We start from the raw sequence: 17,157 nt of genomic DNA, 5'->3' as shown, positions 1-17,157 counted from the left end.
GATTTTTGCACAAGCGAGGCAGGGAACCTGATGGGCGCCTATATACTGCGCCGCATCCTTTTGATGATCCCGACCCTGTTCGGCATCATGGCGGTGTCATTTGCCGTCATCCAGTTTGCTCCAGGCGGGCCGGTCGAGCAGGTCATCGCCAGGCTGACCAACCAGGGCGGCAGCGATCGCCTCGGCGGCGGCGGGGGTGATGCCGGCGGCGCCAATTTCGATGTCGCCGGTGACGTCGGCTCGAAATACCGCGGCGCGCAAGGGCTCGATCCGGAATTCATCAAGAAGCTGGAGAAGCAGTTCGGTTTCGACAAGCCGCCGCTCGAGCGCTTCGGCATGATGCTGTGGAACTATCTCCGCTTCGATTTCGGCGACAGCTACTTCCGCGACATCTCAGTGCTCGACCTGATCCTGGAAAAGATGCCGGTGTCGATCTCGATCGGGCTGTGGATCACGCTTTTATCCTACCTGATCTCGATCCCGCTCGGCATCCGCAAGGCGGTCAAGGACGGCTCCACTTTCGACGTCTGGACCAGCGGCGTCGTCATCGTCGGCTACGCCATTCCGGGCTTCCTGTTCGGCATCTTGCTGATGGTGCTGTTTGCCGGCGGCTCGTTCTGGGACTGGTTTCCGCTGCGCGGCATCACCTCCGACAATTGGGACCAGCTGTCCTGGCCGCAGCGGATCGTCGACTATTTCTGGCATATGACCCTGCCGCTGACCGCGCTGGTGCTGTCGGCCTTCGCCACGACGACGCTGCTCACCAAGAATTCCTTCCTCGAGGAAATCCGCAAGCAATATGTGGTCACCGCCCGCGCCAAGGGCCTGTCGGAGCGGCAGGTGCTCTATGGCCACGTCTTCCGCAACGCCATGCTGATCGTCATCGCCGGTTTTCCCGGTGCTTTCATCTCGGCCTTCTTCACCGGCTCGCTGCTGATCGAGAACATATTTTCGCTCGACGGCCTCGGCCTGCTCGGCTTCAACTCGGTGGTGCAGCGCGACTATCCGGTGGTGTTCGCCAATCTCTACATCTTCTCGCTGCTTGGCCTGTTCGTCGGGCTGCTGTCCGACCTGATCTACACCTGGGTCGATCCGCGCATCGACTTCGAGCGGAGAGACGTCTGATGGCGCGGACCATGGCCGAAACGGCGCCGGCTCGGATCGCGCGGCCCTTTCTGTCGCCGCTCAACCAGCGGCGTCTGCAGAACTTCAAGTCCAACCGGCGCGGCTACTGGTCGTTGTGGATATTCCTGTTCCTGTTCGTGCTGTCGCTGGTTTCGGAATTGGTCGCCAACGACAGGCCGATCATCGCCTCCTACAAGGGCGAGATCCTGTTTCCGGTCCTGGTCGCTTATCCCGAGGAGAAGTTCGGCGGCTTCTATGCCGTCACCGACTACCGCGACCCGGTCATCCAGGACGAGATCAACGCCAATGGCTGGATGATCTGGCCGCCGGTGCGCTACTCCTACCAGACCGTCAACAACGCTATTCCCGAAGCAGCACCGACCAAGCCGTCCTGGCTCTACGACAAGAAGACGCGCTGCAACCAGTATCCGAAAGGCGAGGCAGACCCCAATTGCAACGTCGGCAACTGGAACTGGCTGGGCACCGACGACCAGGCCCGCGACGTGCTGGCGCGCGTCATCTACGGCTTCAGGATATCGGTGCTGTTCGGCCTGATCCTGACCGCCGGCTCGGCGCTGATCGGCGTGGCGGCCGGCGCTCTGCAGGGCTATTTCGGCGGCTGGACCGACCTCCTGTTCCAGCGTTTCATCGAGATCTGGTCGGCGATCCCGGTGCTGTACCTGCTCTTGATCGTCGCCGCCATCCTGCCGCCTGGCTTCTTCATCCTGCTCGGATTGATGCTGCTGTTCTCCTGGGTGGCACTGGTTGGCGTGGTGCGGGCCGAGTTCCTGCGCGCCCGCAATTTCGAATATGTCAATGCGGCGCGCGCGCTCGGCGTCTCCAACATCACCATCATGTTCCGGCATCTGCTGCCCAATGCCATGGTGGCGACGCTGACCTTCCTGCCCTTCCTGCTCAGCGGCTCGATCTCGACGCTGACCTCGCTCGACTATCTCGGCTTCGGTCTGCCGCCCGGCGCCGCCTCGCTGGGTGAGTTGCTGAAGCAGGCACAGCGCAATCTCAACGCGCCATGGCTCGGCATTTCCGGCTTCGTCGTCATCTCGCTGATGCTGTCGCTGCTGGTCTTCGTCGGCGAGGCCACGCGCGACGCCTTCGATCCGCGCAAGACGTTCAGATGAGGGCGATGCAGGCTGGCATTCGGCATGTTATATTCCGGAAATGGCAATCCGGACAAAAGCGGACGTACCCTCAAGCGACCGGCGGCTTTGATCGGTGAAACACCAGTGGCAGCCATCGCTCGATCGCTGGAGAGCAAATTGGCCGATATGAGCGAACCCGGAGCCATGACGGTGTGTTGGCGTCCGTGCAGTCCGTCAATCCGCACGTTGGGGAAGGAAGGGTTATGAATAGGATCATCCTTGAACACTACCCGGCATCGAAGCTTCCGGATGAACTGCGAAAAGGCATAGCTCCGAGCGCCTCGGTCAAAGTGACAGTGGAGGAGGAGGCCAACAGGCCCCTTGGCCGCGAACAATTGCTTGAACTCATGCGGGATGCTCAGGCCAACGCGCCGGGAACAAGCCTCGACGAGGCTGTCGCGCGTGTTCGTGCCCTCCGCGATGAGTGGGAGGATTGATGGCTGCAGTCCGGCTTTATGTCGACACCAACATTTTCATCTATGCCTTTGAAAACAATGATGCGCTTGCAAAAAAACTGCTTCAGCTCATTTCACTGAACGAGGGCAGAAAGCAGCCTTTCCTGGCGACGAGTGAGATCGTGCTCGCGGAGTTGATGGTCGATCCCTTGAGAAAGAACAATGAGCGACTGATCGAGCTCTACGACAATATTTCAATCGGCAATGCCTTCATCTCAATTGGGACGATAACTCGCGACGTTCTCTGGCACGCAGCACAGTTACGTTCGGAATTCCTTTCCTTGAGATTACCAGACGCGATCCATCTTTCCACAGCGATGCACTTCGGCTGCACACAATTTCCGACCGCGGATACGAGATTGAAAGAGACCTATTCCATCGCACCAACTCGTCTCGTCCCACGTCAAATGGCAGCCAAAATATCGATCATACGACCGGAAATTTCCGCCTTGGACAGGGTTGTCGCGGAAGTTGAGCTATGACCGCCCCTCTCCTTTCGGTCCAGGACCTCAGCGTCGCCTTCACGCAAGGCGGCGACCAGTCGATCGCCGTCGACCATATTTCCTTCGACCTCGCCAGGGGCGAGACGGTGGCGCTGGTCGGCGAATCCGGCTCCGGCAAGTCGGTCACCGCGCTGTCGGTTCTGAAGCTGCTGCCCTATCCGACCGCCAGCCACCCGTCGGGAAAGATCCTGTTCCTCGGCGCCGACCTGCTTGCCGCCGACGAGAGAGACCTGCGCCGCGTGCGCGGCAACAAGATCACCATGATCTTCCAGGAGCCGATGACCTCGCTCAACCCGCTGCATACGATCGAGCAGCAGATCGTCGAGGTATTGAAGCTGCATCAGGGCCTGGGGGATCGCAAAGCCAAGGCGCGCACGCTGGAACTTCTGCACGAGGTCGGCATCCGCGAGCCGGAGAAGCGGCTCGACGCCTATCCGCACCAGCTTTCCGGCGGCCAGCGCCAGCGCGTCATGATCGCCATGTCGCTGGCCAACGAGCCTGAACTTTTGATCGCCGACGAGCCGACGACGGCGCTCGACGTCACCGTCCAGGCGCAGATCCTCGAGCTGCTCGCCGGCCTGAAAAGCCGCAAGAACATGTCGATGCTGTTCATCACCCACGATCTCGGCATCGTCAGGAAGATCGCCGACCGGGTCTGCGTGATGACCAAGGGCAAGATCGTCGAGACCGGCCCGACCAAGGAGATATTCGCCAATCCGCAGCACGCCTACACGCGGCATCTGCTTGCCGCCGAGCCGAAAGGCAAGCCGCCGGCGGCCAACCAGGCCGCCAAGCCGGTGATGGTCGGCAAGGACGTCAAGGTCTGGTTTCCGATCAAGAAGGGCTTCTTCCGGCGCACCGTCGACAATGTGAAGGCGGTCGACGGCATCGACGTCACCGTGCGGGCCGGCCAGACGCTTGGCGTCGTCGGCGAATCCGGCTCAGGCAAGACGACGCTCGGCCTGGCGCTGGCCAGGATGATCTCGTCGACCGGGACCATCCAGTTCAACGGACGCGGCATCAATCAGCTGTCCTTCAACGAAATGCGGCCGCTGCGGCGCGAGTTGCAGATCGTCTTCCAGGATCCGTTCGGTTCGCTCAGTCCGCGCATGTCGGTCGCCGAGATCATCGAGGAAGGGTTGAAGATCCACGAGCCGAAGCTGTCTCCTGATGGGCGCGACGAGCGTGTCGTCGACGTGCTGAAGGAAGTCGGCCTCGATCCGGCGACGCGCAACCGCTATCCGCACGAATTCTCCGGCGGCCAGCGCCAGCGCGTCGCCATCGCGCGCGCCATGGTGCTCAACCCGCGTTTCGTCATGCTGGACGAGCCGACCTCGGCGCTCGACATGAGCGTGCAGGCGCAGGTCGTCGACCTCTTACGCAGCCTGCAAGCCAAGCACGACCTCGCCTACCTCTTCATCAGCCACGATCTGAGGGTCATCCGCGCGCTCGCCAACGAAGTCATCGTCATGCGTAACGGCAGGATCGTCGAGGCCGGTCCTTCCGAACAGATTTTCGGCAACCCGCGGACCGACTACACAAAGGCGTTGATCTCGGCCGCCTTCAAGATCGAAACGGCGCCGGTCGGCATCGTCAGCGAGTAGATTTTCGCCAGAGATCATGCACAAAATCAAAACACTGCCGCGCCTTGCGCGTCGGAACGCGAACGCTGTTGGTAAAAAGGGAAAAACAATCCACAATGGAAAAAGGCCGCATCCTGCTTGCCCTCACCGGTATTCATCCGCTGCGCTGGCGCGAACTGCTGTCGGCGGAGCGCGAGGTGGTGCTCGAGCCGAATGGCGCCGGCGATCCCTCGATTACCTATGCTGTGGTGTGGAAACAGCGGCCGAACCTGTTGTCGTCGCTGCCCAATCTGCGCGCCATCTTCTCGATCGGCGCCGGCGTCGACCACATCTTCGCCGATCCCACCTTGCCCGACGTACCGGTCGTCAAGGTGGTGGCCGACAACCTGACCCAGTACATGACCGAATACGTCGTCTGGCGGGTGCTCGACCACCATCGCCAAGGCATGCTCTACCGCGCCCAGCAGCAGAAGAAGATCTGGCATGAACCGCAGCAGCGGCCGGCCAGCGACATCTCGGTCGGCATTATGGGGCTCGGCACGCTTGGCCGCGCGGCGGCATCGGTGCTGTTGTCGCTCGGCTTTCCCGTCAATGGCTGGTCGCGCAGCGATCGGCCGATGCAAGGTGTCTCGACTTACGCGGGCGAGGCCGGCCTGATCCCGTTCCTAAACGCCACCGACATCCTGGTGGTGCTGCTGCCGCTGACGCCGCAGACGCACGGTATCATCAACCACGGCGTGCTGAAGGAGCTGCGGAAGCGCAACGGCCTCGGCGGCTCAGTGCTGATCAATGCCGGGCGCGGCAGGCTGCAGAAGGACGCCGACATTTTGCGCGCGCTGGACGACGGCACGCTGAAGGAAGCCAGCCTCGACGTTTTCGAGGTCGAGCCGCTGCCGAAGACCAGCCCGCTATGGAGCCACCCCAAAGTGTTCGTGACGCCGCATGCGGCGGCAACTTCCGATCCGGTCCACCTGGCGCCGATCATGCTGCGCCAGATGGATGCTTTCGAGAGCGGCGAACCGCTGGAAAATGTGGTGGATCGCGACGCCGGGTATTAATTTTTAGAGCGCCGCTTTCCAGTCTCAGCCCCAGCCGAGCGGCACGTAGTCGATCTCCATAAACGCCTCGACTTCCGGGATCCAGCGGTCGCGGACGAAGGCGACGTGGTCGGGATGGTCGTTGTAGCCGGAATAGGCCCGCTGATCGGCGAACTCCATCGAGAAGCCGAAGCGGTAGTCGTTCTTGGGACTGACCTGCCGCAACTGCTCGAAATGCGTGACGCCCTTTATCGCCGTGAGAATCCTCTTGGCGTCGGCGAGGAACCGTTTTTCCTCGAGCGAATGCGGCGGGTGTTTCAGCGTGAACACGACGGTGTGACGGATCATTGTTTGCTCCTGCGATGTCTTCGTGTCACGCGCTGTCGGCCCAGGCGCGGATGAGGTTATAGGCGATCGCCCCCTTCGGCGGTGTCACCAGGCCGCCCGGATGCTCGCGGGCCAGCATCGAGAGCACCTCGTCGCGAAAGAACCAGCGGCAATCTTCCAGCTCGTTGAGATCGGGCTGGATATCGTCGTTGAGCGGTTCGCCGAAGCAGCCGATCATCAGCGAATAGGGAAACGGCCAGGGCTGGCTGGCGTGGTAGACGACGCGGCCTAGCCGGATGCCGGCTTCCTCCAGCGTTTCGCGGCGCACCGCCGCCTCGATCGTCTCGCCCGGCTCGATGAAACCGGCGAGCGCCGAATACATGCCGGGCCCGAAATGCCGGCCGCGGCCGAGCAGGCATTTTTCGCGTGTTGCCGTCAGCATGATCGCCACCGGGTCGGTGCGCGGAAAGTGCTCCGTACCGCAGGCCGGGCAATGCCGCTTGTAACCGCCCGCCCGCATCTCGGCTTCGGTGCCGCATTTGCTGCAGAAGCGATGGCTGGCATGCCAGGCGAGCAGCGCCGCCCCTTGCGCCAGCGCGCCGGCCGCCGCTTCGTCGATCAGCCCCTGCATATAGACCGAGCGATAGTCGATCGCCTTGATCGTCTCGGGAAGCTGCTCGGGCTCGACCCCGGCCGGCACCGCCAGCACCGGGCCGCTTTCGGAAAAACCGAGCAGGACGCCGTTTTCGAGCAATGCCTCGAGCGGCCTGCATTCGGCCACGCCGAACCAAGGGTCGAATGCGCCTTGCGCAAGCTTCAAATAGAGCCGGCCGCCACGCATCAGCAAAAGCCGCGCCGAGGGATCGGCGAGTGCCTTTTCGACGGAATCGTCGGCGCGGTTTTCGGACTGCCGGTCGATAATGTTGCCGGCGAAGCCGACGAACTGGCTCGGCTCGCGCAAGGGCGCGTCAAACAGGCGAAAGCTCATGCAGACTCGGGAAGGTTCAAGGTGGACACGGGAGAGGCTTATAGCGCTGCCTTGATCTTTTCCGCAAACTTGCGAAGGTCGGAGCGCTGATAGGGCTCGCGCAGGCCGTGCCCCCACACCGGGCCGGGCCAGCCGGGATCGCCTTCCGAGCGCGCAATGACGTGTACATGCAACTGGCGCACGATGTTGCCGAGTGCGCCGGTGTTGATCTTGGTGCAGCCGGTCACCCGCTTCAGCGCCAGCGCCACCATGTTGGTCTCGAAGGTCAGCATCGCCTGGTCCAGCGGCGTCATGTCGTGGATTTCCTCGATGCCCGGCCGCTGCGGCACCAGCAGCAGCCATGGCCACCGGCGGTCGTTCATGACGCGCAATTCGCACAGGCCGAGCCACATCAGCTGTTCGCTGTCGGCTTCCAGCTGGGCGTCAAGCGTGAATCCGGCCTTGAGGCCCGGCAGCATTGGCGTTTCCCTCATTTTTTGACGTTTTTTGACCTCCATCGACGCTAGAGCGGCTTCCGAAGGGCCGCAAGGGGCAGCAAGCAACATTGGCCGTCGCGGCGCTGATTGTGCGCGAAGAAGTGAGGGCCCGGGCAAATTGCATCAGGTTGGCGCTGCCCCGCCGAGGCCGACGATTTTGATCGCGGCCACATTTTGTTCTTGCTTTGTGCCGGCAGCTATGCTACTAATCTCGCTATGGTGATTATTTCGCACCAACGACCCGCCCGCCGAGGCGGGTTTTTGGTTTCAGCTTTCGCCGTCGCTCAAGGCCCTATCATCCGCACTTGCATTTCATCGCCGGATTGCCGATATGGAGGCTGGGAGGTTGGTGGTGGACGGTCCACTCGCCAACCGGGTCAGGTCCGGAAGGAAGCAGCCCTAACGAGCCCGGAACGGGTCATTGTTCCAGCCTCCCGCCTCTTCGCCTTTTGCCCCGACATTGACGGCGCCAAGCCGTGCGGGCGAAACTATGCGCAGGAATCGGCCGCCTCCAGTGGCAGCCCTTGGAGCTTAACGGGCGAATGAGCGAAGCCGGAAACGAGGCCGGGAAATTGGACAAGCCTGCCGCCTACCGCGTGCTGGCGCGCAAATACCGACCGTCGAATTTCTCCGAACTGATCGGCCAGGAGCCGATGGTCCGCACGTTGACCAATGCCTTTGCCACCGGCCGCATCGCCCAGGCCTGGATGCTGACCGGCGTGCGTGGCGTCGGCAAGACGACGACCGCGCGCATACTCGCGCGGGCCCTGAACTACAAAACATCGACCGTCGACCAGCCGTCCGTCGACCTTGCCGTGCTCGGCGAGCATTGCCAGGCGATCATGGAAGGCCGCCATGTCGACGTCATCGAGATGGACGCCGCCTCGCATACCGGCATCGACGACATCAGGGACATCATCGAGCGTGTGCGCTACGCCCCGGTATCGGCGCGCTACAAGGTCTACATCATCGACGAAGTGCACATGCTTTCCAACCAGGCCTTCAACGGCCTGCTGAAGACGCTGGAAGAGCCGCCGCCGCACGTCAAGTTCATCTTCGCCACCACCGAAATCCGCAAGGTGCCGATCACCGTCCTGTCGCGCTGCCAGCGTTTCGACCTCAGGCGCATCGATGCGGCAATGATCAAGGCCGACCTTGCCAGGATAGCCGGTCTGGAGGGCATCGAAGTCGAAGACGATGCGCTGGCGATGATCGCGCGCGCGGCCGAAGGCTCGATGCGCGATGCGCAGTCGATCCTCGACCAGGCGATCGCCCATGGCGGCGGCGCGGTCAGCGCCGAAGCGGTGCGTGCCATGCTCGGCCTTGCCGACCGTGCCCGCATCGTCGACCTGTTCGAACATGTCATGAAGGGCGACGTCGCCGCCGCACTTGCCGAATTCCGTGCCCAGTACGATACCGGCGCCGATCCTGCCGCGGTGCTGACCGACCTTGCCGAGTTCAACCATCTGGTCACCCGTCTGCGTTTCGTGCCGGCTGCCATCGACGACGCCTCGCTGTCCGAGGACGAGCGCCGGCGCGGCGCCGAATTCGCCAGCATGCTGTCGGTCAAGGTGCTGTCGCGGACGTGGCAGATGCTCTTGAAAGGTATTCCCGAGGTGCAGACCTCCAACCACCCGGTCAGCGCCGCCGAGATGGTGCTGATCCGGCTGGCCCATGCCGCCGACCTGCCGACGCTGGACGAGGCGCTGAAATCGCTGGAGAACGGCGGTACCCTGCCGGGCACTGCGCCGCGCGTGAATGGCACGCCGGCAAGCCCCGGCCCCGCAAACCATGCGCCTGCAAGCGGTGGTGCCGGCGCCGTGGCGCAGGCGCGGATGCCGACGGCCAATGGCGGCGCCCAGACAATGCGCCTGGTCGAGACGATGCGCCTGGTCGAGGCCGAGCCCGTGCCGACCAACTTCGTTGCTCCGCCGGAGCCGGCGGTCGAGGCGCCGCCGGTGCCGGTGAAATCGCTGGCCGACATTGTCGCCCTTGCCGACGCCCAGCGCGACATGGCCTTCAAGGTGCTGGTGAAGCGTTGCGTGCGCCTGGTGCGCATCGAGCCCGGTCGTATCGACGTCAGCCTGACCGACGATGCGCCGAAGATGTTGCTCAATGATTTGACCGCCAAGCTGCGCGCCTGGACGGGCCGCAACTGGCTGGTGTCGCTGTCGAAGGACGAGGGCGGCCAGACCTTGGCCGAGCTGGAATCGACAAAGCGCGAAAACGCCTTCCTCGATGCCAAGAGCGACCCGACGGTCGCCGCCATCCTGGCGCGCTTTCCCGGCGCCAAGATCATCGACGTGCGCATTCCCGACGCGCCGGAAGCCGACGAGGCCGAAGTGCCGGTCGAGCCGCCGGCCGACGACGACGAAACCTGAAACAACCAGCACCAACTGCAAAGGATCGTGCGATGAAAGACCTTCTCGGCATGATGGGCAAGGCAAAGGAAATGCAGGCCAAGTTCCAGGCCATGCAGGATGAGATCGCCACGCTGGAAGCCACCGGGCAGGCCGGCGGCGGCCTGGTCAGCGTCACGCTGACCGGCAAATTCGAGATGAAGTCGCTGAAGATCGACCCGTCGCTGTTCAAGGAAGACGAGGTCGAGATTCTCGAGGACCTGCTCCTCGCTGCCCACAACGACGCCAGGACCAAGGTCGAGCAGATCATGCAGGAGAAGACCAGGGCGCTGACCGCGGGACTGCCGATCCCGCCGGGAATGAAGCTGCCGTTCTAAGGTGTGTTGATATCCAGGTGATGCCGGCCTGCAAACGGCGGCTTCCTGCGCTTCCGGTGCTCACGAAACGTACGCTCCGCTCCGGTTCTCGGAAGCCCGCCAACTGTGTCTATTGGGCAACTCACCACACTTAATAACGCTTTAGCCATCTTTTTGCCTGAAAGTGTCTCATTCTTGCCGCAACCAGGGGCGGGCTGGCAGCAGAATTGAGGGGACACCTGTTGATCTCTACCCGATGGAAGACGCCGTTGCGGCTCGGCGTCGTTATCTCGCCGCTGTTTTTGGCCGCTTGCAGTCAGACCGCCTCGCACGGCATGTCCAGCCTGACCGATGCCATTACGCCGAGTTTCCTGAGCTCGCGCTCCTACAATTCCACGCCGAAGGAGAAGGAATGCCTGGAGCGGGCAATGTTCTTCGAGTCCAACCGCTCGAGCCGTGACGGCATGATTGCGGTCGGCACCGTGGTGATGAACCGGCTGCGGTCCGGCAAGCACGGCAGCACCATCTGCGAAGTGGTTGGCGAGCGCGGCCAGTTCGCGCCGGGCGTCATGACACGGCCGATGAATTCGAAGGCGATGCCCGACGTCGAGGAGGCCGCCGAGGCGGTGCTCAAGGGCGAGCGCAAAGCCAAGCTGAAGAACACCATGTATTTCCACACCGCCGGCCTGCGCTTCCCCTACACGAACATGCACTACACCATGGTCGCCGGCGGCAATGCCTTTTATGAAAAGCGCGGCCGCAACTGGCAGCCGCTGCCGGACGAACCGGTGGTCGCCATGGCCCAGGCCAAGCCGCAAGCGCCTGCCGCTCAGGCCATACTTGTCGCCTCAGCGGAGCCGGCTCGCGAGGTCAAGCCGACATTCGCCAAGGCAACCTATGCGACCGCCGCTGCATCGCTGCCGGCAAAGCAGACAAGGGTGACCGCCGGAATGGCGACCCCGGAGAAGGCGACGGCGGAGAAGCCGATGCTTGTGGCGCTGCAGGAACCAATGCAGGAGCCGGATGCGGCCCGTTTTGGCGGAACCGTGAGCGAGCGGCCTGTCACCTCCTTCCAGGCTGCGCCGGCAGAGCCGACAATGTCGTTCGAGGCGACGCCCGAGAACACTGACGCCATCGGCGCGATGATCGCCGGCCAGACCCGGCCACTGGAAGAAAACTGAGGACGGCAGCACTGGCCGCGACGTCGGCCTTCCCTTCTCCCACAAGGGGAGAAGGGAAGAGCGGAGCCCCTGGCCGCTCAACTGTTCCAAAGCGTGCGGAAAAATCCTAAACCGGTGCGATGTCGAAGCGAATCGCCGGTCCCGAGATCGAACGCCTGATCCAGCTGCTGGCCAAGGTGCCGGGGCTCGGTCCGCGTTCGGCACGCCGCGCCGCGCTCCACCTCATCAAGAAGAAGGAACAGCTGCTGGCGCCGCTCGCCGCCGCCATGGGCGAGGCGGTCGACAAGGTGCGCATCTGCTCGACCTGCGGCAATGTCGATACCTCAGATCCATGCATGATCTGCACCGACCCCCGCCGCGACCCCACTACGCTCATCGTCGTCGAGGACGTGGCCGACCTTTGGGCGCTGGAGCGGGCGACAGCCATGAACGTGCGCTACCATGTGCTCGGCGGTACGCTGTCGCCGCTCGACGGCATTGGTCCTGATGAGCTAAACATCCGTTCGCTGGTCGATCGCGTCGCCGGCGGCGAAGTCAAGGAAGTGATCCTCGCCGTCAACGCCACGGTCGAGGGCCAGACCACCGCGCACTACCTCACCGACCAGCTTTCCGGCTTCGACATCAAGGTGACGCGCCTGGCGCACGGTGTTCCGGTCGGCGGCGAACTCGATTATCTCGACGAAGGCACGCTGGCCGCCGCACTGAAGTCGCGGACAGTGTTTTGAGGCGAGTTGCGGGGAGAGTGCTTCCGAGATGATTGCGTTCCGTCGCGCCCCCCTCTGTCCTGCCGGACATCTCCCCCTCCAGGGGGGAGATCGGCAGCCTCGACATGCCCGCCAAACTTGCGACGTTGAAGATTGGCGAACACAGACGCGACAGCCAATCTCCCTCCTGGAGGGGGAGATGTCCGGCAGGACAGAGGGGGGCGCGACAGGACGCCGAGCTCGCACACTAGCCTGCCTCTCGTTTCTAGCAGCCCTACTTGGGTTGATCCTCGCCACCCCGGTCTCCGCGGCAAAGATCGACGACCAGTTCCGCGCCTGGCTTGGCAACGACCTCTGGCCCGAAGCCAATGCCAAAGGCATCTCCAGGAAAACCTTCGATGCCGCCTTCGAAGGCGTCAAGCCGAACCTGAAGCTGCCCGACCTGGTGAAGCCGGGCGAGAAGGCGACGACGCCGCAGAAGCAGCATCAGGCCGAGTTCGGTTCGCCGGGCGCCTATTTCGCTGAAAAGATAGTCCGAGCGGTGACCGCCGGCGGCCGCACCCGCGAGGCGACCAATGCTAGGACTCTTGCCGCGATCGAGAAACGCTACGGCGTGCCTGGCGAAGTGCTGCTGGCGATCTGGGGCCGCGAGAGCGGCTTCGGCGCGGCGAAGATGCCTTATGACGCCTTCGAGGTGCTGGGCACCAAGGCGTTCATGTCGACCAAGAAGGAATTCTTCCGCACCGAGCTCTTGGCTGCGCTCGAGATCGTCGAGCGCGGGCTTGCCCCGGTCGGCGCGATGAAATCGTCTTCGGCAGGCGCGCTTGGCCAGCCGCAGTTCATGCCGACATCGTTCCTCAAGCATGCCGTCGATTTCGACGGCGACGGCCGCACCGACATCTGGAATTCGACGCCCGATATACTGGCATCGATCGCCAATTATCTCGTCCATTATGGCTGGGTCAGGGGCCGCGGCTGGGGCTTCGAGGTGACTGTGCCGGACAGCGTCTCGTGCTCGCTCGAAGGTCCGGACCAGGGCAAGAAGATTTCCCAATGGGCTGATATGGGCATCAGGCGTGTGTCGGGTAAACCGTTCCCGGCGAGCGAACTGAAAGCCGAGGGCTTTCTTTTGATGCCGGCCGGGCGTAGCGGCCCGGCCTTCATCGTCACCCCCAATTTCTATGTGCTGAAGCAGTATAACACCAGCGATCTCTATGCCCTGTTCATCGGCCATGGCGCCGATCGCATCGCCCATGGCGACAGCAATTTCTCGGGCAATTGGGGCGCGGTCGGCGGGCTCTACCGCTCCGACATCGCCGCCCTGCAGCGGGCGCTGGAAGCTAAGGGCTACGATGTCGGCAGCGCCGACGGCCTGCCTGGCTTCAAGACGCGCCGCTCGATCGGCAAATGGCAGGCCAGCAACGGCCGTTCCGCTACCTGCTTTCCCGACGCCGACCTGGTTACCGCGCTGAAATAGCCGGATTTTCGCACCGCCGGTCTGGCCCAATCGACCGTTCTGCAAATGCTCGTTGCCGCGCTCGAAACCGCCGGATATGGTGAACCGGAACCGCACAAAAAATTGCCAAGACAACGGTCCGGGGATCACCGTTCGACGCGGCAAGAAATGCCACAACCCTGAGCCGGGAACTCAGGTCAACAAAAACAGGGAACAGTTAAAATGATGATGGAAAAGTTTGCTCTACGCTCCCGCTTCTTGCTCGCGGGCGCGGCCATGTCCGCGCTGCTTCTGGCCGGTGCGCCTGCCTTCGCGGTCACGCCCGCCGACACGCTGGTCGAGGGTTTCGCCATCGACGACATCATCACCATGGATCCGGGCGAAGCATTCGAATTGTCGACCGCAGAGGTCACCGGCAACACCTATGATCTTCTGGTACGCCTCGACCTCAGCGACACATCCAAGGTCAAAGGCGATCTCGCCGAAAGCTGGAGCGTCTCCGACGACGGCCTGACCTACACGTTCAAGCTCAAGCCCGGCCTCAAATTCGCCTCCGGCAATCCGATCACAGCGGCGGACGTCGCCTATTCGTTCGAGCGCGCCATCAAGCTCGACAAGAGCCCGGCCTTTATTATCGGCCAGTTCGGTATCGATGGCGGCAACATCACCGAGAAGGCCAAGGCCGTTGATGACACGACGTTCCAGTTCACCGTCGACAAGGCCTATGCGCCGAGCTTCGTGCTGAACTGCCTGTCGGCGACGGTCGCCTCGGTCGTCGACGCCAAGCTGGTCAAGGAGCATGTCGCCGCGGTCACGCCGAGCGCTGACTACAAATGGGACAATGATTTCGGCAATGCCTGGCTGAAGACCGGCTATGCCGGCTCCGGTGCCTTCAAGCTGCGCGAATGGCGCGCCAACGAGGCCGTCGTGCTGGAGCGCAACGACAATTACTACGGCGACAAGGCCAAGCTTGCCCGCGTCATCTATCGCAACATGAAGGAAAGTTCGGGCCAGCGCCTGGCACTGGAGGCCGGCGACATCGACGTCGCCCGCAATCTCGAGCCGAACGACCTTGATGCCATTGCCAAGAATGCCGACCTCACCACCACCAGCGCGCCGAAGGGCACGGTCTATTACATCAGCCTCAACCAGAAGAACCCGAACCTCGCCAAGCCCGAGGTTCGCCAGGCTTTCAAATATCTGGTCGACTACGACGCCTTGAGCTCGACCATCCTCAAGGGCATCGGCGAGATCCATCAGACCTTCCTGCCGAAAGGCGTGCTTGGCGAGCTGGACGAGAATCCGTTCAAGCTCGACGTCGCAAAGGCCAAGGAGCTGCTCGCCAAGGCCGGCCTCGCCGACGGCTTCAGCGTCACCATGGACGTGCGCACCGGCCAGCCGACGACGGGCATGGCGGAATCGATCCAGCAGACGCTGGGACAGGCCGGCATCAAGCTGGAGATCATCCCCGGCGACGGCAAGCAGACGCTGACCAAATACCGCGCCCGCAACCACGACATCTATATCGGCCAGTGGGGCCAGGATTATTTCGATCCGAACTCCAACGCCCAGACCTTCGCCAGCAACCCCGACAATTCGGATGAAGGCAAGACCAAGACGCTGGCCTGGCGCAACGCCTGGGACATCCCGGACTTGACCAAGCAGACCGAAGCCGCCCTGCTCGAGAAGGACGCGGCCAAGCGCGCCGCAATGTACCAGGATCTCGAGAAGAAGATCCTCGATACCAGCCCCTTCGTCATCATCCACCAGCAGCTGGAAGTGGCCGGCCTGCGCAAGAACCTCAAGGGTTTTGCGCTCGGCCCGAGCTTCGACACCAACTTCGTCGGCCCCGTCTCGAAAGAGTGATGCCGGGGAGTGACGCCGGCGGACGCGCCGTATGAGTGTGGCTGAAAGCGAGGTGACGGCAGGGCGCGGCGGCGCCCGCGCCGTTGCCGTGGCCTCATCTATCGCCCGGTTCCTGGTCATCGCGATAACGACCTATCTCGGTCTGCTCGCGGTGACCTTCTTCATCGGCCGCGTGATCCCGATCGACCCGGTGCTGGCGGTGCTCGGCGACCGGGCGCCGGCCAACGTCGTCGAACGAACGCGCCGCGAGATGGGCCTCGACCTGCCGCTGGTCGAGCAGTTCTACATCTATGTCAAACATGCCCTGAACGGTGATTTCGGCACCTCGGTGCTGACCACCAATCCGGTGATGACCGATATCCGCCGCGCCTTTCCGGCGACGCTCGAACTGGCGACGTTGGGAACATTGATCGGTTCGGTGATCGGCGTGCCGCTTGGCGTGCTGGCCGCCGTGCGGCGCGGCAGCGTCATCGACCAGATCGTGCGCATCATCGGCCTTGTCGGCTATTCCGTGCCGATCTTCTGGCTGGGGCTGCTGGCGCTGGTGCTGTTCTACGCCAAGCTGCAATGGGTCGCCTTTCCCGGCCGGCTCGACGTCGTCTACGAATACACCTTCACGCCGATTACCGGCTTTTACCTGCTGGATGCGCTTTGGCAGCGGCAGTGGGACGTATTTGCCGATGCCTTCCGCCACATCATCCTGCCGGCCTCGCTACTCGGCTATTTCTCGCTCGCCTACATCAGCCGCATGACGCGCTCGTTCATGCTGAACGAACTCACCCAGGAATACATCGTCGCAGCGCGCGCCAAGGGCCTGTCGGAAACGCGCATCATCTGGGGTCACGCGCTGCGCAACGCCGCGGTGCCGATGGTCACGGTGATCGCTCTGTCCTATGCCGGGCTGCTCGAAGGCTCGGTGCTGACCGAGACAGTGTTTTCGTGGCCGGGCATCGGCCTCTACATCACCAACTCGCTGCAGAACGCCGACATGAATGCCGTGCTTGGCGGCACGATCATCATCGGCTCGGTCTTCATCGCCATCAATCTATTCTCCGACCTGCTCTACCGGCTGCTCGATCCAAGGACCAAGGCAGGATGAGGACCAAGGCAGGATGAGCACGGAAGCGATTCAAACCCGCCGCGACTGGCTGCTCAGCGAGCGGCCGGCGTCGCGCGTGCAGGCGAGGCTCGGCCGCGCCTATGTGGCGTGGCGGCGCTTTTCCGCCAACCGGCTGGCGTTTGCCGGCCTGCTCATCATCGTCGCCCTGCTGGTGGTCGCGGCATTCGCCGATGTGCTGGCGCCCTATTCGCCGACATTCGGCGACCTCAAGGGCTCGCGGCTCCTGGCGCCGAGTGCGGCGCACTGGTTCGGCACCGACGATCTCGGCCGCGATATCTATTCGCGCATCATCTTCGGCTCGCGCTGGACACTCTACGTCGTCATTCTGGTTGCCATTATCGCCGCGCCCATCGGCTTGCTGGTCGGCACCGTGGCCGGGCGAGGCGGGGGGGGGGGCCGCGGGGTGAGGAGTGGGGGGACCCCGCACGGTGTAGGGCGGGGTCTTGTTGAAAAAAGGGGC

General features: G+C 63.1%; 17 protein-coding genes and 1 other RNA gene. 15 read left to right on the top strand and 3 right to left on the bottom strand.

All coding sequences use genetic code 11. From position 1 onward, the window contains the following. Positions 1 to 30: 30 nt before the first annotated feature. From NKI67_RS11440 to NKI67_RS11415, 6 genes are all read left to right on the top strand, one after another. Entirely contained in the window at positions 31 to 1,125 is a 1,095-nt protein-coding gene (locus NKI67_RS11440) for a microcin C ABC transporter permease YejB (protein ID WP_023676860.1), read from the top strand. Beyond that, positions 1,125 to 2,264, top strand: a complete 1,140-nt coding sequence (locus NKI67_RS11435; RefSeq protein WP_036238521.1) for an ABC transporter permease — start codon at positions 1,125 to 1,127, stop codon at positions 2,262 to 2,264. Before NKI67_RS11440 ends, NKI67_RS11435 begins: the two co-directional genes overlap by 1 nt. A 224-nt stretch (positions 2,265 to 2,488) precedes the next feature. Then, positions 2,489 to 2,722 carry a hypothetical protein gene (locus NKI67_RS11430; protein WP_031211801.1) on the top strand — a complete coding sequence of 78 codons (234 nt, stop codon included), beginning with the start codon at positions 2,489 to 2,491 and terminating at the stop codon, positions 2,720 to 2,722. After that, positions 2,722 to 3,222, top strand: a complete 501-nt coding sequence (locus tag NKI67_RS11425) for a type II toxin-antitoxin system VapC family toxin (RefSeq protein WP_023676863.1) — start codon at positions 2,722 to 2,724, stop codon at positions 3,220 to 3,222. Before NKI67_RS11430 ends, NKI67_RS11425 begins: the two co-directional genes overlap by 1 nt. Then, positions 3,219 to 4,847 (top strand): ABC transporter ATP-binding protein, encoded by a 1,629-nt coding sequence (locus tag NKI67_RS11420; RefSeq protein WP_023676864.1) that lies wholly within the window; start codon positions 3,219 to 3,221, stop codon positions 4,845 to 4,847. Before NKI67_RS11425 ends, NKI67_RS11420 begins: the two co-directional genes overlap by 4 nt. A 95-nt stretch (positions 4,848 to 4,942) precedes the next feature. Beyond that, the gene (locus NKI67_RS11415; protein WP_023676865.1) at positions 4,943 to 5,884 is read left to right on the top strand and encodes a 2-hydroxyacid dehydrogenase; all 942 of its coding nucleotides are present in this window, start codon (positions 4,943 to 4,945) and stop codon (positions 5,882 to 5,884) included. A gap of 24 nt (positions 5,885 to 5,908) precedes the next feature. Here NKI67_RS11415 and NKI67_RS11410 read toward each other — a convergent pair whose 3' ends face one another. The 3 genes from NKI67_RS11410 to NKI67_RS11400 are packed head-to-tail and all read right to left on the bottom strand — an operon-like array spanning position 5,909 to position 7,636. Continuing rightward, complete coding sequence (locus NKI67_RS11410; protein ID WP_023676866.1) at positions 5,909 to 6,211, bottom strand: Dabb family protein; 303 nt, start codon at positions 6,209 to 6,211, stop codon at positions 5,909 to 5,911. A 25-nt stretch (positions 6,212 to 6,236) separates the two neighbouring features. Next, complete coding sequence (nudC, locus tag NKI67_RS11405; RefSeq protein ID WP_352645332.1) at positions 6,237 to 7,178, bottom strand: NAD(+) diphosphatase; 942 nt, start codon at positions 7,176 to 7,178, stop codon at positions 6,237 to 6,239. A 38-nt stretch (positions 7,179 to 7,216) separates the two neighbouring features. Then, a complete protein-coding gene (locus tag NKI67_RS11400; RefSeq protein ID WP_023676868.1) occupies positions 7,217 to 7,636 on the bottom strand; it encodes an HIT family protein in 420 nt (139 codons plus the stop codon). Positions 7,637 to 7,995: 359 nt separating this feature from the next. Between NKI67_RS11400 and ffs the strand changes: the two genes are divergently transcribed. The 9 genes from ffs to NKI67_RS11355 all read left to right on the top strand — a co-directional run. Further along, positions 7,996 to 8,092: signal recognition particle sRNA small type (gene ffs, locus NKI67_RS11395), an RNA gene on the top strand. Between the two features lie 104 nt (positions 8,093 to 8,196). After that, a complete protein-coding gene (locus tag NKI67_RS11390; RefSeq protein ID WP_023676869.1) occupies positions 8,197 to 10,035 on the top strand; it encodes a DNA polymerase III subunit gamma/tau in 1,839 nt (612 codons plus the stop codon). Between the two features lie 32 nt (positions 10,036 to 10,067). Beyond that, entirely contained in the window at positions 10,068 to 10,391 is a 324-nt protein-coding gene (locus tag NKI67_RS11385) for a YbaB/EbfC family nucleoid-associated protein (protein WP_023676870.1), read from the top strand. A 221-nt stretch (positions 10,392 to 10,612) separates the two neighbouring features. Then, entirely contained in the window at positions 10,613 to 11,551 is a 939-nt protein-coding gene (locus NKI67_RS11380) for a cell wall hydrolase (protein ID WP_023676871.1), read from the top strand. A 119-nt stretch (positions 11,552 to 11,670) separates the two neighbouring features. Then, positions 11,671 to 12,276 (top strand): recombination mediator RecR, encoded by a 606-nt coding sequence (gene recR, locus NKI67_RS11375; protein ID WP_023676872.1) that lies wholly within the window; start codon positions 11,671 to 11,673, stop codon positions 12,274 to 12,276. A 178-nt stretch (positions 12,277 to 12,454) separates the two neighbouring features. Continuing rightward, positions 12,455 to 13,732, top strand: a complete 1,278-nt coding sequence (locus NKI67_RS11370) for a lytic murein transglycosylase (RefSeq protein ID WP_023676873.1) — start codon at positions 12,455 to 12,457, stop codon at positions 13,730 to 13,732. A gap of 201 nt (positions 13,733 to 13,933) precedes the next feature. Next, positions 13,934 to 15,577 (top strand): ABC transporter substrate-binding protein, encoded by a 1,644-nt coding sequence (locus NKI67_RS11365; protein WP_352645329.1) that lies wholly within the window; start codon positions 13,934 to 13,936, stop codon positions 15,575 to 15,577. A gap of 31 nt (positions 15,578 to 15,608) precedes the next feature. Further along, on the top strand, positions 15,609 to 16,676 hold the full coding sequence (locus tag NKI67_RS11360; protein ID WP_023676874.1) for an ABC transporter permease: 1,068 nt from the start codon (positions 15,609 to 15,611) through the stop codon (positions 16,674 to 16,676). A 13-nt stretch (positions 16,677 to 16,689) separates the two neighbouring features. After that, positions 16,690 to 17,157 (top strand): ABC transporter permease (locus NKI67_RS11355; RefSeq protein WP_502909335.1); only part of this gene is annotated, 468 nt, incomplete at its 3' end.

It is taken from the genome of Mesorhizobium sp. M0408 (assembly GCF_040321495.1).
In the GTDB taxonomy this organism is placed as follows: domain Bacteria; phylum Pseudomonadota; class Alphaproteobacteria; order Rhizobiales; family Rhizobiaceae; genus Mesorhizobium.
Note: the sequence above shows the minus strand (reverse complement) of the source record. Positions and strands in the feature narration are given on the sequence as shown.